At 41.5% G+C, this 23,832-nt stretch carries 21 protein-coding genes; 12 read left to right on the plus strand and 9 right to left on the minus strand.

What is annotated here, in order from left to right; translation table 11 throughout:
- Window position 1 precedes the first annotated feature (1 nt).
- From AC0L6H_RS05385 to AC0L6H_RS05425, 9 genes are all read right to left on the minus strand, one after another.
- Entirely contained in the window at window positions 2-1,801 is a 1,800-nt protein-coding gene (locus AC0L6H_RS05385) for a hypothetical protein (protein WP_473393036.1), read from the minus strand.
- A complete protein-coding gene (locus AC0L6H_RS05390; RefSeq protein WP_473393037.1) occupies window positions 1,798-3,321 on the minus strand; it encodes a hypothetical protein in 1,524 nt (507 codons plus the stop codon). The genes AC0L6H_RS05385 and AC0L6H_RS05390 overlap by 4 nt, the downstream gene beginning before the upstream one ends.
- An 83-nt stretch (window positions 3,322-3,404) precedes the next feature.
- Window positions 3,405-4,166, minus strand: coding sequence for a hypothetical protein (locus AC0L6H_RS05395; protein ID WP_473393038.1), 762 nt, complete (start codon window positions 4,164-4,166; stop codon window positions 3,405-3,407).
- Window positions 4,167-4,177: 11 nt separating this feature from the next.
- On the minus strand, window positions 4,178-4,762 hold the full coding sequence (locus tag AC0L6H_RS05400; RefSeq protein ID WP_473393040.1) for a hypothetical protein: 585 nt from the start codon (window positions 4,760-4,762) through the stop codon (window positions 4,178-4,180).
- A gap of 14 nt (window positions 4,763-4,776) precedes the next feature.
- Complete coding sequence (locus tag AC0L6H_RS05405) at window positions 4,777-5,829, minus strand: hypothetical protein (RefSeq protein WP_473393041.1); 1,053 nt, start codon at window positions 5,827-5,829, stop codon at window positions 4,777-4,779.
- A gap of 142 nt (window positions 5,830-5,971) precedes the next feature.
- Window positions 5,972-7,351 carry a GTPase/DUF3482 domain-containing protein gene (locus AC0L6H_RS05410; RefSeq protein ID WP_473393043.1) on the minus strand — a complete coding sequence of 460 codons (1,380 nt, stop codon included), beginning with the start codon at window positions 7,349-7,351 and terminating at the stop codon, window positions 5,972-5,974.
- Window positions 7,344-8,462, minus strand: coding sequence for a DUF2868 domain-containing protein (locus AC0L6H_RS05415; protein ID WP_473393044.1), 1,119 nt, complete (start codon window positions 8,460-8,462; stop codon window positions 7,344-7,346). Before AC0L6H_RS05415 ends, AC0L6H_RS05410 begins: the two co-directional genes overlap by 8 nt.
- Window positions 8,463-8,587: 125 nt before the next feature.
- Window positions 8,588-10,330 (minus strand): hypothetical protein, encoded by a 1,743-nt coding sequence (locus tag AC0L6H_RS05420; protein WP_473393046.1) that lies wholly within the window; start codon window positions 10,328-10,330, stop codon window positions 8,588-8,590.
- Window positions 10,331-10,333: 3 nt separating this feature from the next.
- The gene (locus AC0L6H_RS05425) at window positions 10,334-11,794 is read right to left on the minus strand and encodes an oligosaccharide flippase family protein (protein ID WP_473393048.1); all 1,461 of its coding nucleotides are present in this window, start codon (window positions 11,792-11,794) and stop codon (window positions 10,334-10,336) included.
- Between the two features lie 373 nt (window positions 11,795-12,167).
- Between AC0L6H_RS05425 and AC0L6H_RS05430 the strand changes: the two genes are divergently transcribed.
- The 12 genes from AC0L6H_RS05430 (at window position 12,168) to AC0L6H_RS05485 (ending at window position 23,832) form a co-directional block, all read left to right on the plus strand.
- Window positions 12,168-12,764: a Pvc16 family protein gene (locus AC0L6H_RS05430; RefSeq protein WP_473393049.1), complete on the plus strand. Its 597-nt coding sequence runs from the start codon at window positions 12,168-12,170 to the stop codon at window positions 12,762-12,764.
- The gene (locus tag AC0L6H_RS05435; protein ID WP_473393051.1) at window positions 12,754-13,644 is read left to right on the plus strand and encodes a hypothetical protein; all 891 of its coding nucleotides are present in this window, start codon (window positions 12,754-12,756) and stop codon (window positions 13,642-13,644) included. Before AC0L6H_RS05430 ends, AC0L6H_RS05435 begins: the two co-directional genes overlap by 11 nt.
- A gap of 18 nt (window positions 13,645-13,662) precedes the next feature.
- Window positions 13,663-14,958: a phage tail sheath family protein gene (locus AC0L6H_RS05440; RefSeq protein WP_473393052.1), complete on the plus strand. Its 1,296-nt coding sequence runs from the start codon at window positions 13,663-13,665 to the stop codon at window positions 14,956-14,958.
- Complete coding sequence (locus tag AC0L6H_RS05445) at window positions 14,945-15,313, plus strand: phage tail sheath C-terminal domain-containing protein (protein ID WP_473393053.1); 369 nt, start codon at window positions 14,945-14,947, stop codon at window positions 15,311-15,313. The genes AC0L6H_RS05440 and AC0L6H_RS05445 overlap by 14 nt, the downstream gene beginning before the upstream one ends.
- A 42-nt stretch (window positions 15,314-15,355) precedes the next feature.
- Window positions 15,356-15,808, plus strand: coding sequence for a phage tail protein (locus tag AC0L6H_RS05450; RefSeq protein WP_473393055.1), 453 nt, complete (start codon window positions 15,356-15,358; stop codon window positions 15,806-15,808).
- Between the two features lie 186 nt (window positions 15,809-15,994).
- Complete coding sequence (locus AC0L6H_RS05455) at window positions 15,995-16,339, plus strand: phage tail protein (protein ID WP_473394469.1); 345 nt, start codon at window positions 15,995-15,997, stop codon at window positions 16,337-16,339.
- A gap of 2 nt (window positions 16,340-16,341) precedes the next feature.
- On the plus strand, window positions 16,342-16,542 hold the full coding sequence (locus AC0L6H_RS05460; RefSeq protein WP_473393056.1) for a hypothetical protein: 201 nt from the start codon (window positions 16,342-16,344) through the stop codon (window positions 16,540-16,542).
- 12 nt (window positions 16,543-16,554) lie between these two features.
- Window positions 16,555-17,247: a CIS tube protein gene (locus tag AC0L6H_RS05465; RefSeq protein WP_473393058.1), complete on the plus strand. Its 693-nt coding sequence runs from the start codon at window positions 16,555-16,557 to the stop codon at window positions 17,245-17,247.
- A 2-nt stretch (window positions 17,248-17,249) separates the two neighbouring features.
- The gene (gene vgrG, locus AC0L6H_RS05470) at window positions 17,250-19,034 is read left to right on the plus strand and encodes a type VI secretion system tip protein VgrG (RefSeq protein ID WP_473393059.1); all 1,785 of its coding nucleotides are present in this window, start codon (window positions 17,250-17,252) and stop codon (window positions 19,032-19,034) included.
- Between the two features lie 23 nt (window positions 19,035-19,057).
- Window positions 19,058-19,357 carry a PAAR domain-containing protein gene (locus AC0L6H_RS05475; RefSeq protein ID WP_473393060.1) on the plus strand — a complete coding sequence of 100 codons (300 nt, stop codon included), beginning with the start codon at window positions 19,058-19,060 and terminating at the stop codon, window positions 19,355-19,357.
- Window positions 19,358-19,777 (plus strand): GPW/gp25 family protein, encoded by a 420-nt coding sequence (locus AC0L6H_RS05480; protein WP_473393062.1) that lies wholly within the window; start codon window positions 19,358-19,360, stop codon window positions 19,775-19,777.
- A complete protein-coding gene (locus tag AC0L6H_RS05485) occupies window positions 19,774-23,832 on the plus strand; it encodes a hypothetical protein (RefSeq protein ID WP_473393063.1) in 4,059 nt (1,352 codons plus the stop codon). Before AC0L6H_RS05480 ends, AC0L6H_RS05485 begins: the two co-directional genes overlap by 4 nt.

Below are 23,832 nucleotides of genomic sequence, written 5' to 3' on the forward strand. Positions count from 1 at the left end.
TTTAGTCCTTGTTTATTTCGATATCAATTGAAAGCTTTGCACGGTCGATGGAGGCAGCAAGTACGTAGCGTCGAATGTTATTGTTTTGCATCAGCACCTCTTTACTTTGCATTAATTGCGTAGAGTCAAATTTGCCAGAAAAGGGTAAGGTCGCATTTGTACTTTTGTCTGAAAATGAAACCGAGGCGTAAGTGTAGCTGTCTTTAAATGGTATAAAGCGAAGCGTAATTTCTTTAACCGCAGTACTTCCACCTTCATAGGTAAACGTGGCGGCAAATCGTTGGTGTGGAAAGCTTTTATATTCTTGAGAGGCACTGCTAGCAGCCATTCCGTCTTGCCATTGTATTGTTTCACGTTCGGCTACCGGTGGCGGCATAAGCGCCATTATCGCGCTTGCTTTTTGATCAAAGAAATCAAAGCTGGCAGGACCAAAATAAGCATATAAAAAATTTATATAGTCGCTATCGTTTTTTATCCCAATAGTATCAATGTGGCTAAGCTCGTCGTAGTAATCATCTTTGCTTTGGGCAGTTAATGCAATGTGAGCTAACTCACAAAATACTTGCCATGACATGAAATCTGGATCGTCCGTTTGTAAGCTGCTTTTTAGTTGTGCAATGGGATACTTAGCAAGATAGTTAAAACCTGTTTGAGAGAGTAAAAATGCGCGTTCTTTTAGCACAACACACTGGCTTTGTTGATTGTAGGTTTGCGCATGGTTTAAGTGCTTCAAATAATGATAGGGGTAGCTAATATTGTTTGATAGTACATCTTTATGTAAGCGGGTTTTGGCACTGTAAACATGAAAATAAAAGAGCGCTTCACGCATATATTCATTGTTTAATAAAGCAAGTGCTTCATCGCTAGCAAACACAATGCCCTTTTGATTCAATTGATAGGCTTGTGACCAAGACTCAAGTGACGCAACGATGCGCAGATTTTGTTTTACTAAGTAAACACCTAATAACAAAAGCGCTGCTTTTTGCATCTGTGAGTGATTGTTGCGATTTAGTGTTTTTGATAGCAGTTCAATACAATAATTTACGCTTTGAAATTTTTCGCGAGATACCGCTAGCGCTTGCGTTTCTTTAAGCGCAGTAGATAAGGCTGAAATTAGTTCAGACAAGGGAACACTCGTCTTATCCCACTGGAATTCACCTTGTTTACGGAAGCGTAAGGTCAGTGAATTATCGTCTGCTGTAGCGGCTTCTACAGCCGTTGTTTTGGCGCTTGAAATAAGAAGCTTGTTAAAAAGCACAAGCTCAATATTAACGTCGGGTGCTTGCTCATTTTGAATTAAGCGGTCGCTTAGGGAGTTCAGGTTTTCGTTGTCTGGGCCTATTAATTCTTTTACGTGCTCGTATAAACTCGCGAGATAGTCGCTTTGAATGTTCAGAGCATCACATAATTGCCAAGCATTTTGAGTTGCCGTGCACGCCGCAATTGCGATGGCTGAACAAGCTTGGTTGAGGGCTTTTTGGGCAACTACTTTTTGTGCGTCGTTAGTAAAAGGTAATATTGAGTAGTTCGCCAACAGTTTTGACACATGGCACAGATCATTGTCACTAAAGCCATCATCAAGAAAAACGACGTGAAAACAGGTGCTGGAATAAATATTTATATGATGCAGTAATTCACCGCGGTCTATTAGAATATATTTATAGGCTTCTTGTACACTCCAAAAAGGGGCGATGTCGTTTGCGCAAAGGATGATTTCGGGGCGTATCAAAAGTACGCCAGAATCGTTGCGAATAATATTGTCTATCGCTAAATTGCCATCAGCCGGTGGTGTTGTATTCATAGTGGCTTACTCTGGGTTAGGTATAAGTCTCTTAGTGTTTGCCATTCACTACGGTCAATAATCTTGTTGGCTAACATATCACGGCTAATGCCGCAGCATACTGCATGTTCACCTCGTAATAAGTCCGCTAAAAATTGATGCCAATAAGGGTCATAAATTCTGCCTGCCTTAGCAAAAATAATTGACAGCACCTTGGAGTTATCAAGCCCCGTGAATTCGGTCTTGGCCAAATACTCGTGTAATGACTGTTCAAACCAAAAGCGCTTATCTTCAGCCTTTTGAGTCCGAGGGTTTTGCCCGATTATTGTGGCTTGTTTGTCTTTATTAAACACCAACACATGAGGCTTAATTAGTTCATCAGAACCAATTAAGCGTCGGATCTTGTCTTGATAGCTTTTGCTAAGGTGTGTTTGTAGCGGCGAAAGATAGGATTTTAAGCTTGAAGAATAACCCGGGTATTCCGCGTTTTTGGGATTTAATAAGCTTGTGTTTGGCGCGCTTTTAAAATGGTAGATATCACTAACATCGCACAGTGCATTGATGAGCTGCTGACTATTGTCCATCAATACAGAATCGCCGTACAAACTGCTTACATCAATTTGCACATCATTCCAAAGCTGTAAGAAATCTTTTCGTTTTAAAACACTAATATAAACCGAAGCTAGTGATAAGTATGCTTCATCAAGGTTTTCATCATGAACCTTAGATTGTTGCCATTTTTCTATGGTTTCAGTGGTCACGCCTAGCGCGCTGCAAATGGCTTGCATTTCGGCATCGAAGTGTTCTTCAATGGCGCTTATAGTCGTATATTTCTTTTCGCTTTGGCTTAGTAATTGAATGAGCTCCCTTAATGCTTCTCTGCTGAGGCGGCAACTATTGCGGGTTATTACTGAGCTTTTAACTAGCTCGGTCAACTTAGGAAAGTCTGATTCATGCCGAGTACCTACAGGCAGAGCTTCTGCGGATTGGAACAGTGCCTTATAGGCATCGCTAAAGGTGATCGTTGGCTTGTTAGATAAACTTAAAAAGTAATAACACGAACTTAGACACACCCTAGAGATATGAGCGTATAGCATGTCTGATTGGGCATGCAAACTAGTTAAAAAGCCGTCAATTTTTTCATAAATATAATGCTGATTTTTTCGCGCCAACTTATGTTTGTATGCGCCAACTTGTGTTTGGTGCGTCTCAATATTAAGCAAAAGGAAAAGGTTCGTTTTTATTATAGGGTGTTCATTTTCAGGCAATAACATTGAAAACAAAGCCTGGACTTGAGGTTTGCTTGGGACGTAGGTGCAGAAATCCCGTAATTGTTTGGCGTTAATATTAAGGTGCATGGTATACAGGTCAGAAAAGGAAGAGGGTGCATCTACAAAGTCTTCTAGCGCAGTGTTTAACAAGCTTGTTAAAGCGTTTAGGTAAGCCTTGTGCGCGAGTAGTTCGGACTCGTAAGAAGAGTTGAAATGCACTAACTTCGCGATTAAATCTAAGCATTTCAGCGCCTTTTTCACTTCATCCATGTACAACAAACCCATGCATTTAAAAGCTACAAAGTTACCGAAATACGGGTATAAGTCAAACACTTCCTTGTGCTCGATTAATCTTAGTTTAACAAACCATCAGCCCAGCGACTGAAGGACTGATAAAAGCTTTCTGTTGTCAAACTTTGGGCATTATCAATATAGCCGCTCGTTAAAAATTGCGCTAACTCTTCTTCGCTTGCTGGCTGGCTTTGCATTAAAGCATGCTGTTTAAGCGTTGAAGCGTCATTAAAGGGGAACTCAATATCTAATGACTCCACTTCTTTAAAGGCAATACAGGCTGACGATAGAATTTCTTCTGACGACGATTGGTCTAACAATGTATCAATAACCGTTAAGCGCGCTACGGCTTTGTCAATGTTATGCCGCACGCCATCTACCTCAGTAAAGATGTTACCCAAGTAATTGCTACCTGCAACGTAGGCTTTATGTCGCGACAACAGTATCTTGATGTATTCTGTTGCAGCCAATCCACTAAGCGTTCTGCCGCTTGGCAGTGTAATAGACGTCGTTGTCGCATATTCTGCCCGTGCGCTTTCAAGTTGTGGCACTAGCTTGCTAGCATCACTGGCAAAAGACGCACTGATTTCTTCGGCAATTTCTTCTACATCATATTGCAAGAAACGCTGGCGAATAGTGATGTTTTCGAGGCGCTCCTTAAGAGAGTCTTCAACGGCACTTAGGCGCGTCGCCCGGCCCAGCTCAAAAACGCCGAAAAGCTTTTCTTTACATGGGCTAATCACCTCGAAGCTAGTGAGCGCTTGTGCTTCATAACTCAACGATGAAGCAATTAATGCGGCACTTAAAATAAGTTTAGTATTCATAATGCTAGTCCTTAAAGGTTAAGTAAGTCATCGTTGCCTCGAAATGAAGCAATGAGTTTATGACACTGCTCGTCAAACGACAGTAGCATCGTATCTACGCGTCTTTCTAAGGCGTGCTGTAGTCTTTGTCTTACAAATTCATTCGGTACTTTTTCTGCGTCTGAAAAAGCTTCGCTATAGGCTTGAGCCACGCGCTGTTGCAGTGCCAAATGCTCAGCATCCACTTTTTCAATGATTTGATTGACGCGCTCCAAATTCTCTTGGTTTTTCTCTTGGGCATAACGCGAGACCATATCTTGTAACTGTAAAACACACTGGGCTTTTACTAATTGCCCGCGTTTTTCCATTTGGAAAAGCTCTGTCTCGGTCACAATTTTGGTTTTTTCACGCTCATGACTTAACATTGCTTTGTGTAGTTCAGGGTTGGCCAATGTAGTTACATGTCTGCGAATCAAGCCAAAAGGTCCAGATTTTTCGACTGTCGTAATAACTTCATTGGCGTTGTTGAAGGCACGGCTGTTTAACTCAGCAACGTGCTCTTCAGGTGTTTGATGTTCTCTTTGTGCTTGCTCTAATCTAGCGATTGTATTTTTCATGGTTACTCTCCGGTTTACTTAGGTTTTTTGTTGCTGCGTTTTAGTTGCTCGTGGATCTCTTTAGTGACGTCAAACTTGAGTTTGGTAGCAAAACTGTCTTGAAGGGCTTCGTCTTCTAGTTTTGCGGCCATCGTCTTTGAAAGCTGTTCGAGGGCAATAAAGTAGGGTGATAGTAGAAGTATGATTCCGCACTCTAGTAGAATGACCAGTAACACGGTCACTAGCGCTGACATCTGTTCTTCGGTAATTAGGTCGGGAAAGGTCGCGTTAATTTTTACCGAAAGCGCACTGATTTGATTTTGAATATCAAAGGCGCCTAAGTTCGACTCAAAAAGGCTAATTTCACGTTGAAGTTGCTGTTCAAAGGTGGTTTTAAGTTGTTGAATTGAATCACTAAGGCGCAATGCGAAATCAGCCTCTAGTGCTTTAAGTTGCGCCAGTTTGTCTTGTTCTAACATCTTTCTGAACTCAAGACGCTGCTTTGGTAATTGGGAAAGTTGTTTCTCAGCTTCTTTTAGTTTGGCTCCTCGCACTTCGCCATCTTTGTCCCGCTTATGTTTTGTGCCGTCATACATCTCTTTTGCGTCTGCAATTCGTTGGTCAAATACCGCTAATTGCAAAGCATTGTCTTCGTTTATTTGGGTCGACAAGGCACTTTGCGCGGTCTCTAATTTTTTCGCTATTTGCGCTTCTATTGCTGCCCGCTGGACTTCATATTGCTCGCGTTGTTCTGTTTCTATCGTGCGAAGACCTTCAAACACATCAGTATCAACACTGGTGCTTTTATCGATGCCATAGAATGTTGATAAAATACAAAAGGATAGAGACGCCATAAAAACGAGGGTGGCAACAAGACTTATCTTGTTTGTAGATATCACTCCAAAGGCTTTTAGTTTTGCTACCTGCGTGATTAAAAAGAAGGCAACAGCTAAAAATGTGCCGCCATTGACGATCCCTTCGTAAAAAGGAATAGAATATGTGGAGTCTAAATACATAATACTAAAACCGGCGAGGACAAATACAACCGGCAGGGTGGATGATAATAGTTTGTATAGCAGTTTGTTCATGGTGACCTCGTCAAAAACTCTTTTACATCGATTGATGTCTAGATTAAGAGTTTCTGGCGAGATAAAAACACCGTTTTTGTTCCGCACGATTTAGCGTCACACACAAATTTTGCATGCGAAAAATAGGGGTTTTGCGCGAGACCTATTCGCCGTCTAATACAAACAAAGGCGCTAGCGTCATCTCAAAATCGTCTACTGTTTTTTGTTTGATTAAACGTTCACAGGCCCTGTTTAACTCTTTTTGAGCAGACTTTTCGAGTGCGGCGACTTTTTCTTGAAAGTCACTGGCCTGGAAGCTTAAGGCTTGACGATTAGCGTGATTTAATTGCGAGATTTGTCGGTATAAGTGAATAAATCGACCTATTACCACGTAAGGAAAGTTTCGATTCTTAATTGGGCCAACGCACGCTTGATAACCGCCAACAGGTAAGCCTTTGATCTTCATATCGACTAATTTGTTGGCACCAAACCACGCGCTACTTGCGCCCACAATACCACCGCCTATACTGCCTAACATCAGGCTATGACCTGCTACAGCTAAGTCTAAAGCAGCTCCGCTGATGGCACCTGCTGCTGTTGCGGCAAGGGTTAATTGCTTTTTATCAAGGCCCCATGCAAACCATTGGTCGCAATCAAATAAGTCAGGTGGTAAATCAAACTGATCAAGCGCGAACTGAGTTTGATGATGCGCATAGTTACTCAACAAGGCTTGTACTGCCTCTTCTTCACGCTGTTTCATCCAGGCTTTGTATTGCTTATCAAGAAGTGGCTTGATAGTTTTTGCTTGGCCTTCGGTCAGTACTTTTTGGCAATTTTGATGCTGACATAAGTCGTCAACCAACTGGGCTAAAATTTTAACGCTGTTGGCTTGTTGTTGGGCGCGATGTTGTTGTAAATCAGCAACTATCGCATTTAAAACGCTTGCCCACTGTGGGTTTAAGTGAGTAAAGGTTTGCAGTAACTCAATGTGTTTCGCAAAATCGGCCTTCATTGGATTAAATATGCGTACCGATTTAAAGTATTGCGCCAGTGCATTGTTCCACTCTTCAATGTAGTCACTGTTTTCTATGGGATTAATAAGGGCCATAGAAGGTTGCCCCGTCCAGCGTAGTATTTCCATTTCAGCTTCGTACTCAGCGCCGTAGGGACGGGAACCATCAACCACATACAAAATGGCAGCGCCTGCCGCGATAGGTTCAAGTAAGGCAACTTCATCTTTGAATTGCTGTTGGCATTCACTGTCTTGTAAAAATTTTGCCACCGTCGCTGCACGCTCGTTTGCGCTACTACAATGCTTGTTTAACCAGGTTAAGACCTTCAAAGGGCGCTGAAATCCGGGGGTATCTATTAAGTCATATTGGCCACTATCGGTTTTTACCGCGTAATGATCTGCACTTTGGGTTGTGCCGCTGCGGCTTGATATCTGGATATTGTCGTTGTGTGAAAGTGTTGACACAATCGATGACTTACCTTTGTTAGGATGGCCAACAACAGCGAAGGCTGGGATTTGTTCGTTAAGCATGATTATCTCCAAGTGCAGGCCCTTGGTATACGCCCCAATTAGGGATTTTTGCAATGAAACGTTGCCATTCAGCTAAATGTGTTGGCTCTGGTGTCAGTAAGGTATTTTGTTTGTAATTGATTGGATAAACCAAGCCTTGATTATGTTCCATATAGTCTTGCAACTCTCCCATGGGTGGCTCCCAGGCTTTTACCAATATAATTTGCTTTCCTGAATGTTGCGCTTCGTTTTGTTCAAGCACTATGGGGCCTTCATTTATGGTCTTTGTTGGCGATAAGGCAAGTTGTAATACGATGCTTTGAGATAAGCTAGCCCAATTATTCAAGACGTATTGCGCCGGTAAGTTTGTTGTTACCGGAGACAAAGAATGGACGTTTTGTGCATTTTGTATGCTGCTTTTTACTTGTAAATGCGAAGCCGCTTTTTGTTCTTTACGCACTAGGCTATTTACCCATAGTTTAGCCACAACTAACAGCAAGCCCCTGAGCAAGAATGAATAAACCAATTGGGTGGCCAAAACAAAGAGCCACCACTGGCCAAAACTGCCCGCATTCGTATAGGTTTTGTTTAAACGAGAGTCTTGAGTTTGTTGGAGTAGTTCAAGGCTTGGTTGAGCCGCGTCCCAAAACCACCAAGGCAACGCAATAAATTCAAGCAATGGAAACAGTTGCTGGGTGTCTAATACTGTAGTTCGCCATACAAAATTAATATCGGTGCCCAATAAAAGCACCATAAATGTGAGTAATGAGGCTAGGGCATAGGCTAAAGCTGCTCCTTGGCTTTGTAAAAAAAACCAAGGCTTATCAATATGTAACTGTCGTATTTTATGAATGTAAGCGTGCTGGGATTTTGACCATAAGGGGATTTCGCTCAATAAGCGGGCTAAATTTAGACCTCTGCGGCTAAACAATGAAATACCCGAGATAAGCACGCTAAAAAGAGGCAATGCAACATAGATGAAGAGTAAATAACTTAAATTTACGCGCCCAGCCTCATCACCGCTAAGAAAGGCAACACTCAAAAATAGGCCCAATAAGAAACCAATAAGCAGAATAGGGCGCGACAGTCGAGCGGCGCTACTTAAGGTGTTGACAGAAAGATTAGATTGCACGAAAAGCCTTGTGTGATTGCTAATGAGAAAGTCTTGAGTGTAACGAAAACTAAGAAATATAGAAAACCTTAATATTCTACTGCGCGTTTTTGTGCGTTAACGATCGTTATGAATTATTCTTGGTGCTATTCTTCGTCTATTTGATGCAGTACTTGTAGAAGATTAACTTGTTGATCTTTGCTAAGTTTACTTCTGTCCGCTGGTGCCAAGCCTATTTTCGCAAAAGCCTGCTGGTGCGAGTCGAAGCTATCTCGCCAAGCTTGACTCTTCATCACTTCATTCCAGTCACCCCAAGAGCCTTGGTTACCTTTAATTAATCCCATGCTAACAGCAATACTTCTGTATAATCGTATCGCAAATTGCACTGGAATACTGACCCACCATTTGAAATAGGGCAATCGGCCATCTGCATGGATTAGCCACTTACTCGCTTTCAAATAAGTTTGCATTGATTGGCGAAATAACCTTCTGTTGAGCTTCCAAGATGTTGGTACCGCAGCACAGGTTTTAATGGCTTCTTTACACATATAAGGTTCGTAACTGCTAAAAAGCCGGCGAGTGGAATAAAAGTTAGTCATGTCGTTATACATACTCAGTGGCCACAGACTAAACCATTCTTTATGTGTATTTGGGCGTATAGATTTTACGTAGTCCATGTGTTTACTTCTTCTGTCTACAACTTCTTGTATGTGTTGCTCGTTAAATAACTGACTTGATGCACGCATTTTCGCTGTGATTGGATTGTGGTTTTTAGCTTCTATTTGGGGAAGATAAGGGGCACGGTAGTAGCCTCTAAAAAATTTAACATGGTTGCCTTTTAACAAGGTATCGCTTAAGAAGCCTCCGAACACAGCTGAATAGGTTTTTAATCTAAATTGTTTATCAAACTGCAGACTGTGGGCATGAAAGTATTGATGGCCCATGCCAACCAAGTGACTACTTTGCGCTAAAATATCGAAATAGTGCGTTTCGTTTCGAAAAGCGATGGACAAATCTGCCCCATATATTTCGCACACTTTTTTGGCGATGTGACCTTCACGGTTCATATTGCTAAGAAATATAAATGCATCTCGTTTCAGCTTATTTGCTAATAAACCCGCAAGCGCTCTTGAATCCTCACCACCACTAATGAATTGCGCAGCCCCCTGCATTTTGTCTGTGATGCGATTTATATTCCCTTCAATGCCTTGTTTGAAATAATCTGCCGCCTCTTCAATCGTGTTAAACCCCTTCTTTTCTTCGGGTAGCCAATAGTGTTCGCTTTGTGCATTGTGATTGGTAAACGTAACAACGCTGCTAGGCGCTACTTGATATATTTGTTGATAGGCAGTGTAAGGAAAGGTAACGATGTCGTTTAGGATAAAATCAAGTAAAGAAACAGTATCAAATAAGCGTGCCCGATTTGCCGATTTTGCTAAAGCACTAACATGGGTAGATATAAATACTTCACCGTCTTGTTGAAATTTATAAACGGGTATAATAGCCATCAAATCAGTCACGACAGTATATGTAGCTTCTAGTTTGTCTATCAGTAAGATGCTAAAAGGACCGCTTAAATCTTCATCCCACTGCATCTGCTGTTTAATGATCCATCTATCATAAATGGCTTTGCTCGCGACTTGCGAATCATCTTCTGTTAAGAAATCATTGTCTTGAAAATAAAGTACAGGTCCGCCTATAACAACAAGGATATGCTTGTCTGTTTCAAAGGGCTGAAATCCCTTATAGTGCCCCTGACTAACAGCAAGAGAGCCCCAATCACCCTGATATGCTTGGACATGAGGAGGATCTAGGTCATAAATAGATAGAATATTATTTGTTAACAGCTCTTCGTTGTGTTTTTTTGTTGTAAAAATAAAATCACTCATCGCTTACAAGCTTCTTGTTTTATCAAGGGTTAATTTTGACAGGACGGTCGTAAAAAAGGTAGAAAAACAGACTCTTGTAAACAATAGATACATTGCAAAACATATTATACTAGTGCCAATTGACAGTGAGAATGCGAGCGGTGCTTGTTCTGCTTGCGGCGCAATAATAAAGTGATTGAGCGTTATACTACAAACAACAAAAAAGACCACCGAATAGACAAGTGGCGCGAAGTATTTTGTCACAAGTTTAAAACTAAGAAGTTGGGTTTTCAGTAAATAAAGTAGCTTAAGCAAAGCTATGAAATTAAACACCAATACTTGCAGTATAAGAAAATGTTCGAAACTAAGCGCAAAGCCTAGTGCGCCAGATAAAACAGAAATGCTAAAAAAGAAGATATTCGTCTTTAATACCCAACGGCTTTTATTGTTTGCAATTAAGAAAACGTTAAAGTGGTGCATCAAGCATCTTGCTAGTGCCAAAAACGCGATTACTTTAACTACCCATACTGACGGAGCCCACTGCTCGGTAAATATAAACTCAATATAGTGATCTGCATAGACGCCAAGTGATATCAGGGCTGGGACGACAAAAAAAGAAACCGCTGCGGTAAATTTCGCAAACTCCTCGCCCTTGTTTTTTGCTCGCGTAATATAACTAAGAAATACCGACCTTAGCGCGACGAGTGATAATTGCTCGACTAGCTTTGAAAACTTTCGAGCGACACTTAATACCGCAAAAATTGCCGGACCAAAATATAAGCTCACAAACAATTCGATTACCCTTGAACTCCAATAATTTAACACTTCTGACATCAGTAAAGGCAAGCTGAATGAAATGCTTCTTTTTGCCTCAAGACGGGAAAATTCGAGAGTGGGTAGCAAGAGCACTAAAAAGCTCATGAACACGATATCCAAAAGTATTTGCAAGTAGTGATAAATGACGAGTGCCCATGGTCCCATGCCATCATAGGCTAGATATACACTGACAATGCCAGAGATGACGACTGAGGGTGCTCTTAACAGCGACAAACGTTTAAATAAGAGCGCCCGCAAAATAAGCGCTTTTTGTATGCTGTTATATGCTATCAATACAGGGTAGAAAAGAAATGCCAAAATGATATTTTTAGCGGTAGCAGAATAGTCATCTAAAAAATATATGACGACGATCCCCAACAATATGGCAACGGCGACCGAAGCGCCTGTTGTGATCAAAAGGCAAGTATTGACCATTTTTTCTGCGATTGCTTTGCGTGTAACGATATAGTCGAATATGCCAGAATTGAGAATATTGGTGATAAACTCGAGATACAAAAGTGCAAGTGTCACCATACCAAACTCTTCAAGAGTTAAGTAGCGCGCTAAAAATATGTAAACAATAAGCGCAGACCCGCGCTCGATAAACTTAGCGCCTATGGTCCAAGCTGAAGAGTGAAATGCGCTCTTATCCGAATGTGTATTTGGCAAAATGCGTAAACTTGCTATGTATTTATTGGCTTAGTATAAGCTATATTCAAGCGTATTTTAGCGATTGTTGCGATCTTTTTGATAGTGACAATCTGCTAGTAGTGTTGATTCCAATGCAGCAAAAGCTATATATCACTGAACAATTTAGTCCTCACTTTCACCGCAAGTGCTTATTTTTCTGGATAAATATTAAACAAACAGCGTTTAATAAATAAGCATTGACAATTCGCTAACATTTGACCATTCTAATAATATACACGAACCTTTAACGCTTCAGTTAAATTAGTTTGTTTGCCGACTCTACGCTATACCTGTAAACATGCCGTACCGATTGTTGTAACACTTTAGTGAATAACAAAAAAGAGGTGTAACTTTGTTTGCAGATGCGATTGAGCATATTGCAAGCGGGCTAAATCAGCATATTAAACGGCAATTTTTGCTTAGTGAAGACTTGGTAATCGTCTCCAATTTAATCAATTCTGAAGGTCAGCCTGCAAGCGATACAAATAACAAGTTAGTCATTACGCTTATTAGTGTAGAAAAAGACGCCACGATGCAGTCGGCAAACCCCTATGCACGTCAATCGACCGGGCTTGTTTCGTTACATCCTGCTTTACATGTCAACCTAGGCATTCTTATCTCAGCTAACTTCTCTGATAGCAATTATAACGAAGCCCTAAAGTTACTTTCTGCTGTTGGCCTTTATTTTCAAGCGCAAAGTGTTTTTGATCATAACAACACCCCAGATTTGCCCACTGAAATTCAAAAATTCACAGTGGAACTCGAAAACTTGTCCATTAATGATATGAGTAGCCTGTGGAGCATGATCGGTAGCAAACACCTTGCTTCTTTGTTCTACAAAGTTCGCAGTATCGTCATTCGTCCCGATAATCTCAAAGGACGCGTTACCATTGTTGAGACAAGCGACATTTCTGTGCGCCCAGTCGTTAGTGGAGCAAATGATGATTAGTTTTATTCAGTTAATTCAAATGCAAGTAAGTCACGAATATTATGCAAGTAACGTTGACGGAGCGCTTGATGTTTCGTTGTCAAATGAATCTAAAAGCTTATTAGCCAATGCAGGAATATTGTGCAAATACAGCGCTGGACTGCTGCGCGTGTTAGGTACTAGCGATAGTATTAATGCCTTAGACCTTTATGTACAAGAGCATAGCGAGCAGCAAGCGCAACAAATCCCCAGTGAGCAAAACATTAAAGAACCTGTCATTGCTTTATTAATTTCTACTAGAGCATCCGAAATATACCAAATTACTACCGACGTCCCGCCTCCTGGTCAACAATGTTGGTATGTTTCAAATCGGGAGCTCTACCAGCAAACGCCGCATTTTCTTAATGAAATAAATATCCTAAATAAGTCGCAGTTGTTAGCCGTGTCTGACCCACAAATCGCCAAAATACTTCAGCGCGAAAATCGTACTCAAACCTTAATCGGGATTGTTGAAATTTCTGTCAAACAATTACTTAAAACACTAAAAACGTCGGAATATCTCGATTTCACGCTACAAATGCAGTCTACCAAATCTTTGTGGAAATACTTTATCCAAGACAGTCAACAAAGAAAGCTAGAGATTGTAGATTTGCATGGCGGTCAACAATTTCGTATGGCCCAAGCTGAAAGATTAAATAATCAAGATTGGGTCTGTTATTTATCAGATAGCGAGATTGTGCTTAAAGAGCATAACTCAGCTGCATTTCAACTAAATTCCATCGTGAATAATGAAAGTCAAATGTTAGTCAGTCGATTGCCGGTAGCATCTCCGATGAGTATTCATAAGCAAGTCGTGAATGGAGAGCAAGCAGTAGTGTCGGAAATTTTTGTTTACTTGTAACACATAAAGGAAAAACTAATGGGGACAATGAAAACACCAGGCGTTTATATCGTAGAAAAAGACGCTTTTCCAAACTCTGTTGTTGAAGTGGAGACCGCGATACCGGCCTTCGTTGGCTATACGGAGTTTGCGAAGAAAGGTCAAAAAACAATTACTAACCAAGCGGTTCGTATTTCGTCCATGGCAGAATATGAAAAGTTCTTTGGTGGCAAATATAATGACACTTTTGTACTGAACGCCATTAAAGCTCCAGCTGCGCGAGCGGCAAGAGGCGGCGCGGCGGCAAATGCGGACCCTGCGCCCCCACCTGAAAACGCTGTCGCACTCACTGGCGATGAAATCAACATCGATGGTACAAACTACTTACTGGAACGCTCTAAGTTCTCGCCAAAATATTTGATGTATCGCTCGATGCAAATGTTCTTCTTAAATGGTGGTGGAGTCTGTTATGTAGTCTCGGTGGGTGATTACAAAAAAGACGCTCCGGCTGCTGGCGCAATAAGCAAAGACGAGCTCTTAGTAGGCATTGAAAAGCTGGTAAAAGTGCAAGAACCAACGATGCTGGTCGTGCCTGAAGCGGTTGCGTTAGCAGATAATAAACAGTGTGCTCTGGTACAAAATCAGATGGTAATGCATTGTGGTAGCGTGATGAAAAACAGAATCGCCATCCTCGATGTTTATGACGGCAATAAGTCAGAACAAGACAACAAGTGTATTTCAAATTTTAGAAAAAACATGACCGCAGAAAATCTTGATTTTGCAGCCGCTTATTATCCTTGGATAAACACGGGTTTAGTGGATGTTACCTCACTAGATTTTGATAGTTTTAGTAGTCATAAAGACGAAGATGAAACAAACGGACGCGCCAAGTTTTTGAGTTTGATTAAGGATGAATTTACCAAAATCGCCAATGATCCTAGTATTGCAGCCGACCAAAAAGATGCGGCAAAAGCGGTGTTGGCAGCGCGTGACGCAATGCTCAAGGAAGTCAAAGCAGGAATTGCACCTAAGCGTAAGGCAGATATAGCAAAAAGCTTATATGTGAACAGTGATGTTTACAAGATGGTCCTTTCTGAAGTGCAAGCTGATGTTAATGAAATGGCTACCAGTGCGGCAATAGCGGGTGTTTATACGCAAATAGATAACAATATTGCGGTATGGAAAGCGCCAGCAAATTGCGGCATTCAAGGTATGAACTCGCCCACTGTTGAAATATCTGACTTAGAACAACAAAACCTAAATGTGGACTTAGACGGTAAGTCAATCAACGCCATTCAGAACGGTCAATGGACCAGCCAAAGTGTGGGGCGCTAGAACCTTAGATGGTAACAGTTTAGATTGGCGTTACATTAGCGTTAGGCGCACCATCATTATGATCGAGCAATCTATCAAATTTGCCGCCAACGCTTACGTGTTTGAAGCAAATGATGGCCAAACATGGGTCACTATGCGCTCGATGATAAACAACTTCTTAACCGGTATTTGGAAACGCGGCGGCTTAGCAGGCGCTATTCCCAAAGATGCATTTCAAGTCAATGTTGGCTTGGGTGAAACAATGACTTCTACCGACATTTTAGAAGGGATATTAAGGATTACGGTATTAATTGCGGTAACCCGTCCTGCAGAATTCATTGAAATAACATTCCAACAACAACAGCAGAAATCATAATGCGCGTTGAAAAGAAAATCTTAAATACGGTAGGAGAATAAAATGGCTGATGACGGAAGTGCACAATCAACAACAATATGGCCCATGCCAAAGTTTAACTTCCAAGTTAAATGGGGTGGTGAAGTTATTTCGTTTAAAGAAGTAACGGGAATAAACGCAGAAACCACGGTAATTGAGTATCGCGCCGGTGATAGTAAACAGGCGTCGACGGTGAAGATGCCCGGCTTAGTAAAATATGGTGATATCACCATGAAGAAGGGCGTGTTTAAGTCAGATATCAAGTTTTGGGATTGGTTTAGCTCAACAAAGTCTAATGTAATCAAACGGATACCCGTAACGATTAGTCTTTTAGATGAAGCTGGTGAGCCAACTAAGGTATGGGAGCTCACAAATGCTTTTCCGCTCAAAGTTGAGGCCACCGACCTCAATGCCGAAGGCAATGAAGCAGCGATAGAAAGCATAGTGATAACCCATGAAAAGCTGGATGAAAAGTAAGGCTTTACTTCACTAAAAACGCAAGCACATGCCCTCAATAAAAGTATTGAGGGCATCAAAACAGGAAGATGTATGGCATGTTAAACGATGAACATAACCACATGTTCGCTTTTAGATTTAAGGTCATTTTGGGCGGTAACATCCTTTCTGATACCTCATTTACACAAGTGTCGGGTATAGAAAAAAATTAAGAAAAGTGAATATCAAGAAGGTGGCGAGAATCGCTTTGCGCACACGCTTTTAGAGCCCAAGCAACATCCTAATTTGGTGCTCATTCGTGGTGTGGGCAAAATGCGCTCACCGCTAGTTAAATGGTGTGAATCGGTTTTAGAAGGTGATTTTTCAATGCCAATTGAACCGAAAAGATTGCAGGTTTTTGCACTGGGTAATTCGGGCTTACCGAAGGCCATTTGGGATTTTGATAACGCCTTCCCTGTTGCGTGGAAAATAGGCCAATTTAATGCCACAAAAAATGAGCTTGTACTCGAAACGGTTGAGCTTTCTTACAACACCTTTACGCGAGCCTTGTAGCAATGAGTATTGAAGTCAAACAGCTCGTTATCAAAGTCAATGTGAAAGACAGTGGTCTGCGCGAGGAAAAACAGCAAGGTGAGGCTCTCACTAACGCCCAAGTCACTATGTTAGAGCAAAAAATTCAACAATTGCGAAGCGAACTAAATACCCAAATTCAGCGCAAAATAGAAAAGCAATTGCGCAAAACAATGGAGCCCTAAAGGGAGAGAAAAATGCTGAAAACATCAGGACACCTAAAAAAGATGGAATTAACGGCGTGTTCTATTGAAGATGGCAAAGTTACGCTAAATAAAAGTAAAACGTTTTCTGTGATGCTTAACCCAACCACGGTTTCTTTGCAGCAGTCAATTAGTTACAACAAAGAAAAAGCCCTAGGGCAGTTAGATTCAGAACCTAAATTTGAAGCCTATCAGTCGCAAACCTTGAAGTTTGATTTATTGCTTGATGGCACCGGTACGATAGAGAGGAACAACAAAAAAAATGCTACTGATGATGTGAAAACGCAAATAGAAAAGCTCAACGCCACGATGTATGACTTTGATGGCAAAAAGCATGAACCCAATCATGTAAGAGTGCTATGGGGAAGCATTATTTTCTTTTGTCGCCTAGACAGTATGAGCACGCAATATACTTTATTTAAACCTGACGGTGAGCCCTTACGTGCAAAACTGAGTTTAAGCTTCTCGGGCTTTATGAGTAAAAAAGAGCAGGCGCTAACCGCCAATCGTTCTTCTCCTGACTTAACCCATGCCGTTCATGTAAAAGCCGGTGATACCCTTCCAGGCCTTTGCTACGAAATTTATAAAGACGCCAGCTACTACACCGAGGTTGCGCGCTTGAACCATTTGAATAATTTTAGAGTGTTGAAACCCGGAACGGTTTTACACTTTCCACCCTTGAGATAACAATGGCAAATAATAATACCGCAGACGGCGCCAGTGTAATAGAGATAAGCGTGCTTATTGAAGGCAAAGAGATGAGTGCCAGCGTTGGCATCATGTCGATTGAGGTAACAAAACTGGCAAACAAACTACCTAGTGCCACTATTTGCGTGAATGATGGAGACATCGCGTCACATGAATTCGACTTTGCTGATTCGAAGGATTGTGTACCTGGATCTGCGATAGAAATACGGGCTGGAGATGCCTCAAAAAGTGAATGTATTTTTAAAGGGCTTATTGTAGAAATTATTGTCGAACTTAGTTCAGGCGTCTCTGCAACCAGAATAGAATGCACTGACAAGGCCACCGAGCTTAGTATTGCTCGTAATTCAGCTACTTTTGTCAATCAAACCGACAGTAGCATTCTCAATAGCATTATAAGCGCAGGCTGCAAAGCAAGTGCTGAGGTAGACGCCACGTCATTCACCCACCCTTGTATGGTGAAGTATTACGCGACCGACTGGGAGTTTATTCTTTCTCGTGCAAAAGCCAACGCTATGATTGTGTATGTTGAAGACAATAAGGTGAGCATCAAGACAGTAAAAGCGCCAGTTGGCCCTGTGCTGACATTGACCGTTGGCACAAACATCATGGATTTTGACGGGCGCATCAATGCTAAGCCAATGGTGAAAGAGTTTGCTAATTCTAGTTGGGATAGCGATGAGCAAAAACGAACAGAAGAGAAAGCAAGTAATCTACAGGTTGATGCCATTGGCGATATTGCAACGGCGAAATTGGCCGATGTGTTTTCTGTTTCGAGCAAAGGCTTGTTAAGTGATGCGGTAATTTCAAGTGATAGCCTTAGTGCCTTAGCTGAAGGCGACGAAGTTTATGCCCACTTAGCAAGTAAAACCGGAAGCGTTCGTTTTTTTGGCAATGCAAAGGTGCATTTGGGCGATACCATTGAGCTAAAAGGAGTGAGCAAACGCTTTAGCGGGAAGGCCCTGGTAACCGGGATCTCGCACCATATAGAGGATGGCAATTGGACAACTAAAGCCAGTTTTGGCTTACACGCCACCATGACCACTAATATGCAAAGTAGCCAAAATGATATCGATTACGGTGCAATCCCCAAGGTCAATGGTTTATTAATCGGCACTGTCCTAGATATTCATGATGATCCCGAAAGTGGCTTTCGTATTAAAGTCGATTTACCTAGCTTTAATAATGCCAATGAGGAGATTTGGGCTAGATTGAAAGTCCCCTATGCTTCAAGTGAAATAGGCTTCTTTTTCTATCCTGAAATTGGCGATGAAGTGATTGTGGGCTTTGTAAACGACGACCCAAATAGCCCTATCGTGATGGGCTGTGTACACAGTAAAAAAATTTCCCCAGAGAAAGCGGCCGAACAAGAAAACTTCCATAAGTCCATTATTACGCGCTCAAAACTAGCGCTTAAGTTTGATGACGAAAAAACCATTTTCACTATCAATACGCCAAAGGAGCAAACGTTTTGCCTAAACGATGATGAAAGCTCCGTTAGCATAAAAGACTGCAACGGCAATAGTCTTGTTATGGATGAAAGCGGCATAACGCTCAGTAGTGATAAAGACATCACAATTAAGGCGGGCGCGAATGTAAAAACAACAGCAGGTCAAGAGATTGCCTGTGAGGCGACGACAGATCTAGCGTTGTCAGGCTTAAATATCAAGCAAACTGGGGATGCCAGTGTGAACATATCAGCGCCTCAAGTGGAAGCCAGTGGCAGCGCAATGGTGACCATTAAAGGCGGCATGGTCATGATTAACTAATATGTAATTACTAGGAGAATACAATGCCCCCTGCAGCACGCCTCACAGATATGCATGTTTGCCCTATGGTGACGCCAGGCTTGCCGCCAATTCCTCACGTTGGCGGCCCGGTTGTTGGACCCGGTGTACCCACGGTACTTATTGGTAAATTGCCTGCCGCGGTATTGGGAGATAATGCGGTATGTGTAGGCCCGCCCGACAGTATTATCAAAGGCTCAGCAACGGTGATGATTGGCGGCAAACCTGCAGCAAGAATGGGGGATTCAACCGCCCATGGTGGTTCCATCGTGTTAGGTGAACCTACTGTGATGATAGGAGGTTAAATGAAGGCGAGTAATACGGATTTTCTTGGTCGTGGTTGGTCTTTTCCACCTAGCTTTGATTCACAAGACAAACAAATTGAGATGGTCAGTGACAATGAAGATATTCGTCAAAGTTTAGCCATTTTACTGTCAACAGAGCCGGGCGAGAGACTAATGCACCCAACGTACGGCTGTGGTTTACATCAGGTCGTATTTGAAACCGTATCGACAACGATGGAGTTAGAAGTAAAAGACCTAGTGACTCGTGCAATTTTGTTTTTTGAGCCGCGTATTACTTTACTCAATATTAGCGTCGATAGCTCCCCTGAACAGTATTTAGAAGGGCGCATCAATATTCATCTAGATTATGTCATCCGAAGCACTAATACGCGCTCTAATATGGTATTTCCTTTCTATATTAATGAGGGTACTGAATTGTGAGTCAGTTGCAGACTTATTTAGCCTTACTGAAAAATCGTAGTCGTCAAGAACTGCGATACCCTCGTGCCCTCGAAAGCGACTATGCGCCGGTGGATGATAAGGCTTTACATGACTTACTCGCCTACTGTATTGAACTGGCCGACTGTTTTGTTTACATAAACGAAGACTTACATGCACAAGGTAGTTGGGCAAAACTTTTCTCTAAAAGCGAATTGAGTTTACTCGCAACACTTTCTCATTTCTGTGAGTTTCATGCTAAACAGCAGTTATTATTTAAACCTAACACGCAGTTAGAAGCAAAAACGACGCAAGTGCTCGACTATACCTTTGCGCTCGATAAATGGTTGGCGTCGCTCAATTTAATGGAGTCAGAAGCGGCTTCAGAATTACGCACCATATTATCCACAATTATTAGCCAACGACTTAAGTATCAATTAAGGAGTTTGCTCGACAACAGTGATGTTGAGCTGCAAAGCGCAGGCACAAAAAATGCTACCGAGGCGCTACATGCATTGTCTGAAGTTTGGGATATTAACGATACTTTTATTGTTAACTTTTCTAATAATCAGGATCTTAAGAATATCGAATTTACCAAAAGCAATACCAATAGATTTGATGTTGACACTATTTACTACACCTTTTTAGGGGAGCTTTCATCGATAAACGAAACCTGTTTGTTGCATTTTGATGCTCTATTAAAAAAGCAGCAGCATCAACCTTCGGTGGCGATGTTTATCACCTTCTTAAGCTTGTACCAAAAAGTGCAAGGCAAAATAAATAGCTTTGCTAGCAAACATTTAGAACATTATTATTTTAGCCTGTTAAATATAAAAAATAATGAAAAAACAACAGAGCGCGCATTTCTTTCTATTCGCCCACGAAATATCACAAATGCCTGCAATATAAGCCCAGACGACAAGTTTTTTGTTGCCAACGGTGGTGACGATACTCAATCTGAAGTGAGTTTTAGCCCCGAAGGCATATTTACAATTAATCCCGTAAAAATAGCCCATGTATTGCATCTTAATGTAGAGCGCGATCCGTTAATTTCACCTGAGTGTTTGTTTGGTCATTGCAATCAAATTAGCACCACCGAGCGCTTTAATGTGAATAGCGATTCTTTACATGAAGATTGGCCATTGTTTGGCAAAAAGCATGCTTTTATTGACAATCAAAGACAACAACAAGCCGGTGTTGGCTTTGCAATTGGGGCCGAAGATTTTTTACTACAAGAGGGAACCCGACGAATTGAAATCACTTTTAGTCTCTCTCATGCAAGTGAAAATGCTAATTTACTCAACTTCTTAAACAAACAAAAACCCATAGATGTAGATTTAGCTGCAGGTGTTACCAAGGAGCAAATCGCCTGTTTAGAGCAATGTTTTGAGGAGTTTGAACGTGACTTTAATTTACGGTTTACATACTCGGTAGAAGCCTTAGTTGCCAATATTGAGAGTCAACAAATTACCCAGTTTTTCCGAATGAGTCTTGCTGAGCAAAGCAATAAATGTTTATTTTTTTATTTGTTACAAAGGCTCATTAATCCAAAGGCGATTGGTAAAGAGAAAGGAGCACAGGCGACGATTCTTGGGCTCATTTTTAGCCGCCAGTTGTTCAGCAACAAGACTTGGTTAAATAACGATGAGCTCGCAGAATTAGAAACAGCCTTAGGCATACAAGAAAAGCACAACGGTATGTCAAAAGATGAAAAAGTAAGGATCATGCAGGTTATTCGTTCGACAGAGCAATACCACCATAGCAAAGTACTTAGCCAACTATTTTCTTTGCGCATCACATCAGCTCTTGGTTGGCTTACAGATGTTGAACATAAGACGAGCTTGTTAGCGCCAAAATCGGGTAAGTATCGTTTTTGTATTGCCATTGATATTGACCCATCAACCGAGGCAATAATTGGCTATGACAAAAGCTTACATGGTGCTAATTATCGTAGCGATATGCCGATATTCGAATTTCAACTAAACGCGAAAGCAACCTACTTTGGCTATGGTTTGCTTAGACATTTTAGAGTATTAAATGCAGACATTAAAAGCCAAGCTTGCGGTGTCACATCGCTAAGCGCTAAAAATCCATTAGGGCCTGTAGACTTGAGCGGGCCCGCGGCAATATTTGGTACCCGGCCTAATCAATTTTCCTATTTTCAGATAGGCTATTTTGAGGCTGCCAAGAAAAACGTAAGTCAATATACCTTGCATATGCAGTATGCAGAATTGCCTAAACACAAAGGCGGTTTTGCTAAGCATTATGAAGCCTATGACGAAGACTTCTCGTCGTCTATTTTTACCTTTAATCTTGAATGCTTGTCTCAAGGCGATTATACCCATGTTGGTGAAGCGAAAATGTTTGCTAGCCGCGATGGCAAACTGCTATCTAGGATCACCTGTAGTTTCGTAAATGGCGATGGGTTTCGTCCTGTGCAATCACATATTACTGCGCAACAATTTGCTCACGCGAAAGATATTCGCAACGCTTATTTACGGTTATCGATAAAGCAACCAGAGTATGCGTTTGGCCACGAACTTTATCCGAACTTATTAGCCGGTGTTTTAATCGAGAATAATCGTCGTAAATATAGAAAGCCACTTCCTTTACCAAAGCTACCTTACACGCCGGTAGTCGAAAAACTCAGCCTCGATTACACTGCAAATAGCTACTACGATTTTTTGAAAAATGATGCACCAGACCTCTCCTCAGCGCCAAATAAGAATGCAGTCATATTTCATTTTTCAACTCTTGAAACTCGCGAAGCGAAGGCCTCAAACAACAATAAACGCCCTGATATCGTGCCCGCAATCCAAAACGATGCAAATTTGATTATAGGTTTATCTAGCCCAACTGCGCCCAAGCAAGTGTCGTTGTTTTTTGATTTGCAAGATAACTGCGAACTGGATATTTCAGAGCCAAGCCCTGAACTCATTTTCAAGGTTTACACCCCCTCCTCTTGGCAGCTCATTCCAGCAAGTAAGGTCTTATTTGACGGTACATCAGGTTTGACTACTGCCGGAATAATTAGCCTTGAACTGCCTGAAAATACGAGCACCAACCCCTACGCTTTTGCGCCCGACCATTATTGGATAATTATTTCGGTCAACGATCAAGCTGAAGCCTTTCCGTCTATAAAGCAGATAGACATAAACCTTATTAGTGTGATTGCTTCAGTTGATAAACAAAACTTTAAGCCTACGGAAAAATGGAAAGCACAATCAAAGGATATTGCTAAAGTAAATCTAATCAACACGTATTTGAGTCAAACTAGTTTAAAAGATAAACGAGAATTAATTGCTTCTACTAGTGAAAAATTACGTCACAAAGGGCGCCCTGTTACGGCGCTAGATTTTGAACAATTTGTACTCGACCAATTTCCATCTATTTGCATTGCCAAGTGTTTCCCTCACACCAATAAGGACTCAATTTCACCAGACAGTACAAAAGTGACTTTTGCGCCAGGGCACCTACTTATTGTGGTCCTGCCTTTTCCAAAGGCTGGGGAAACCGTAACCGACGCAATAGGCGCAAGCAGTAAAGTACTTAAAGATATTCAACAGGCGGTGTCGGAAGTTGCGCCGCTATTTGCCAAGGTACAGGTTAGTAACCCCTTATATGAGCGCGTGCAGATCCGTTGCTCCGTGCGGTTTAGGAAAAGTGGCGAAGCGGGCATTTTGGCCCAAGCATTGAATCAGCAAATATCGCAATATTTTGACCCTTTTACCTTAGCCAGAAAAAGTCAGTTGTTTGGGTGGCATCTGACTTGTGAAGAAATGATGGCCTATATTCAAAATATTGACATGGTCAAGCACGTTACTAACTTCTCTATTTTGCACATTAGCCGCACCTCACCTAGACATTATCTCTTGCAAGATACGGTAACTATGAAAAAGCAGAACCTGCACACTATTAAGTCTAAATACCCTTGGTGTTTAGCCTTACCTGATAAACAGCATGCAATCGAAGTGATTGAAGACAGCCTTATAGAAATACCAAATGTGACAGGGATAGATGAAATGAAAATTGGTAACAACTTTATTTTGGGAGCGTAA

This window comes from Glaciecola sp. G7-5 (genome assembly GCF_055808975.1).

What these genes read in the sequence shown, in the direction of transcription:
- AC0L6H_RS05465 (WP_473393058.1), top strand. Translation starts at nt 16,555, where the DNA reads ATGCTGAAAACATCAGGACACCTAAAAAAGATGGAATTAACGGCGTGT.
- AC0L6H_RS05420 (WP_473393046.1), bottom strand. Translation starts at nt 10,330, where the DNA reads ATGAGTGATTTTATTTTTACAACAAAAAAACACAACGAAGAGCTGTTA.
- AC0L6H_RS05450 (WP_473393055.1), top strand. Translation starts at nt 15,356, where the DNA reads ATGGCTGATGACGGAAGTGCACAATCAACAACAATATGGCCCATGCCA.
- AC0L6H_RS05410 (WP_473393043.1), bottom strand. Translation starts at nt 7,351, where the DNA reads ATGCTTAACGAACAAATCCCAGCCTTCGCTGTTGTTGGCCATCCTAAC.
- AC0L6H_RS05390 (WP_473393037.1), bottom strand. Translation starts at nt 3,321, where the DNA reads ATGGATGAAGTGAAAAAGGCGCTGAAATGCTTAGATTTAATCGCGAAG.
- AC0L6H_RS05435 (WP_473393051.1), top strand. Translation starts at nt 12,754, where the DNA reads ATGATGATTAGTTTTATTCAGTTAATTCAAATGCAAGTAAGTCACGAA.
- AC0L6H_RS05395 (WP_473393038.1), bottom strand. Translation starts at nt 4,166, where the DNA reads ATGAATACTAAACTTATTTTAAGTGCCGCATTAATTGCTTCATCGTTG.
- AC0L6H_RS05460 (WP_473393056.1), top strand. Translation starts at nt 16,342, where the DNA reads ATGAGTATTGAAGTCAAACAGCTCGTTATCAAAGTCAATGTGAAAGAC.
- AC0L6H_RS05440 (WP_473393052.1), top strand. Translation starts at nt 13,663, where the DNA reads ATGGGGACAATGAAAACACCAGGCGTTTATATCGTAGAAAAAGACGCT.
- AC0L6H_RS05400 (WP_473393040.1), bottom strand. Translation starts at nt 4,762, where the DNA reads ATGAAAAATACAATCGCTAGATTAGAGCAAGCACAAAGAGAACATCAA.
- AC0L6H_RS05405 (WP_473393041.1), bottom strand. Translation starts at nt 5,829, where the DNA reads ATGAACAAACTGCTATACAAACTATTATCATCCACCCTGCCGGTTGTA.
- AC0L6H_RS05475 (WP_473393060.1), top strand. Translation starts at nt 19,058, where the DNA reads ATGCCCCCTGCAGCACGCCTCACAGATATGCATGTTTGCCCTATGGTG.
- vgrG (WP_473393059.1), top strand. Translation starts at nt 17,250, where the DNA reads ATGGCAAATAATAATACCGCAGACGGCGCCAGTGTAATAGAGATAAGC.
- AC0L6H_RS05385 (WP_473393036.1), bottom strand. Translation starts at nt 1,801, where the DNA reads ATGAATACAACACCACCGGCTGATGGCAATTTAGCGATAGACAATATT.
- AC0L6H_RS05480 (WP_473393062.1), top strand. Translation starts at nt 19,358, where the DNA reads ATGAAGGCGAGTAATACGGATTTTCTTGGTCGTGGTTGGTCTTTTCCA.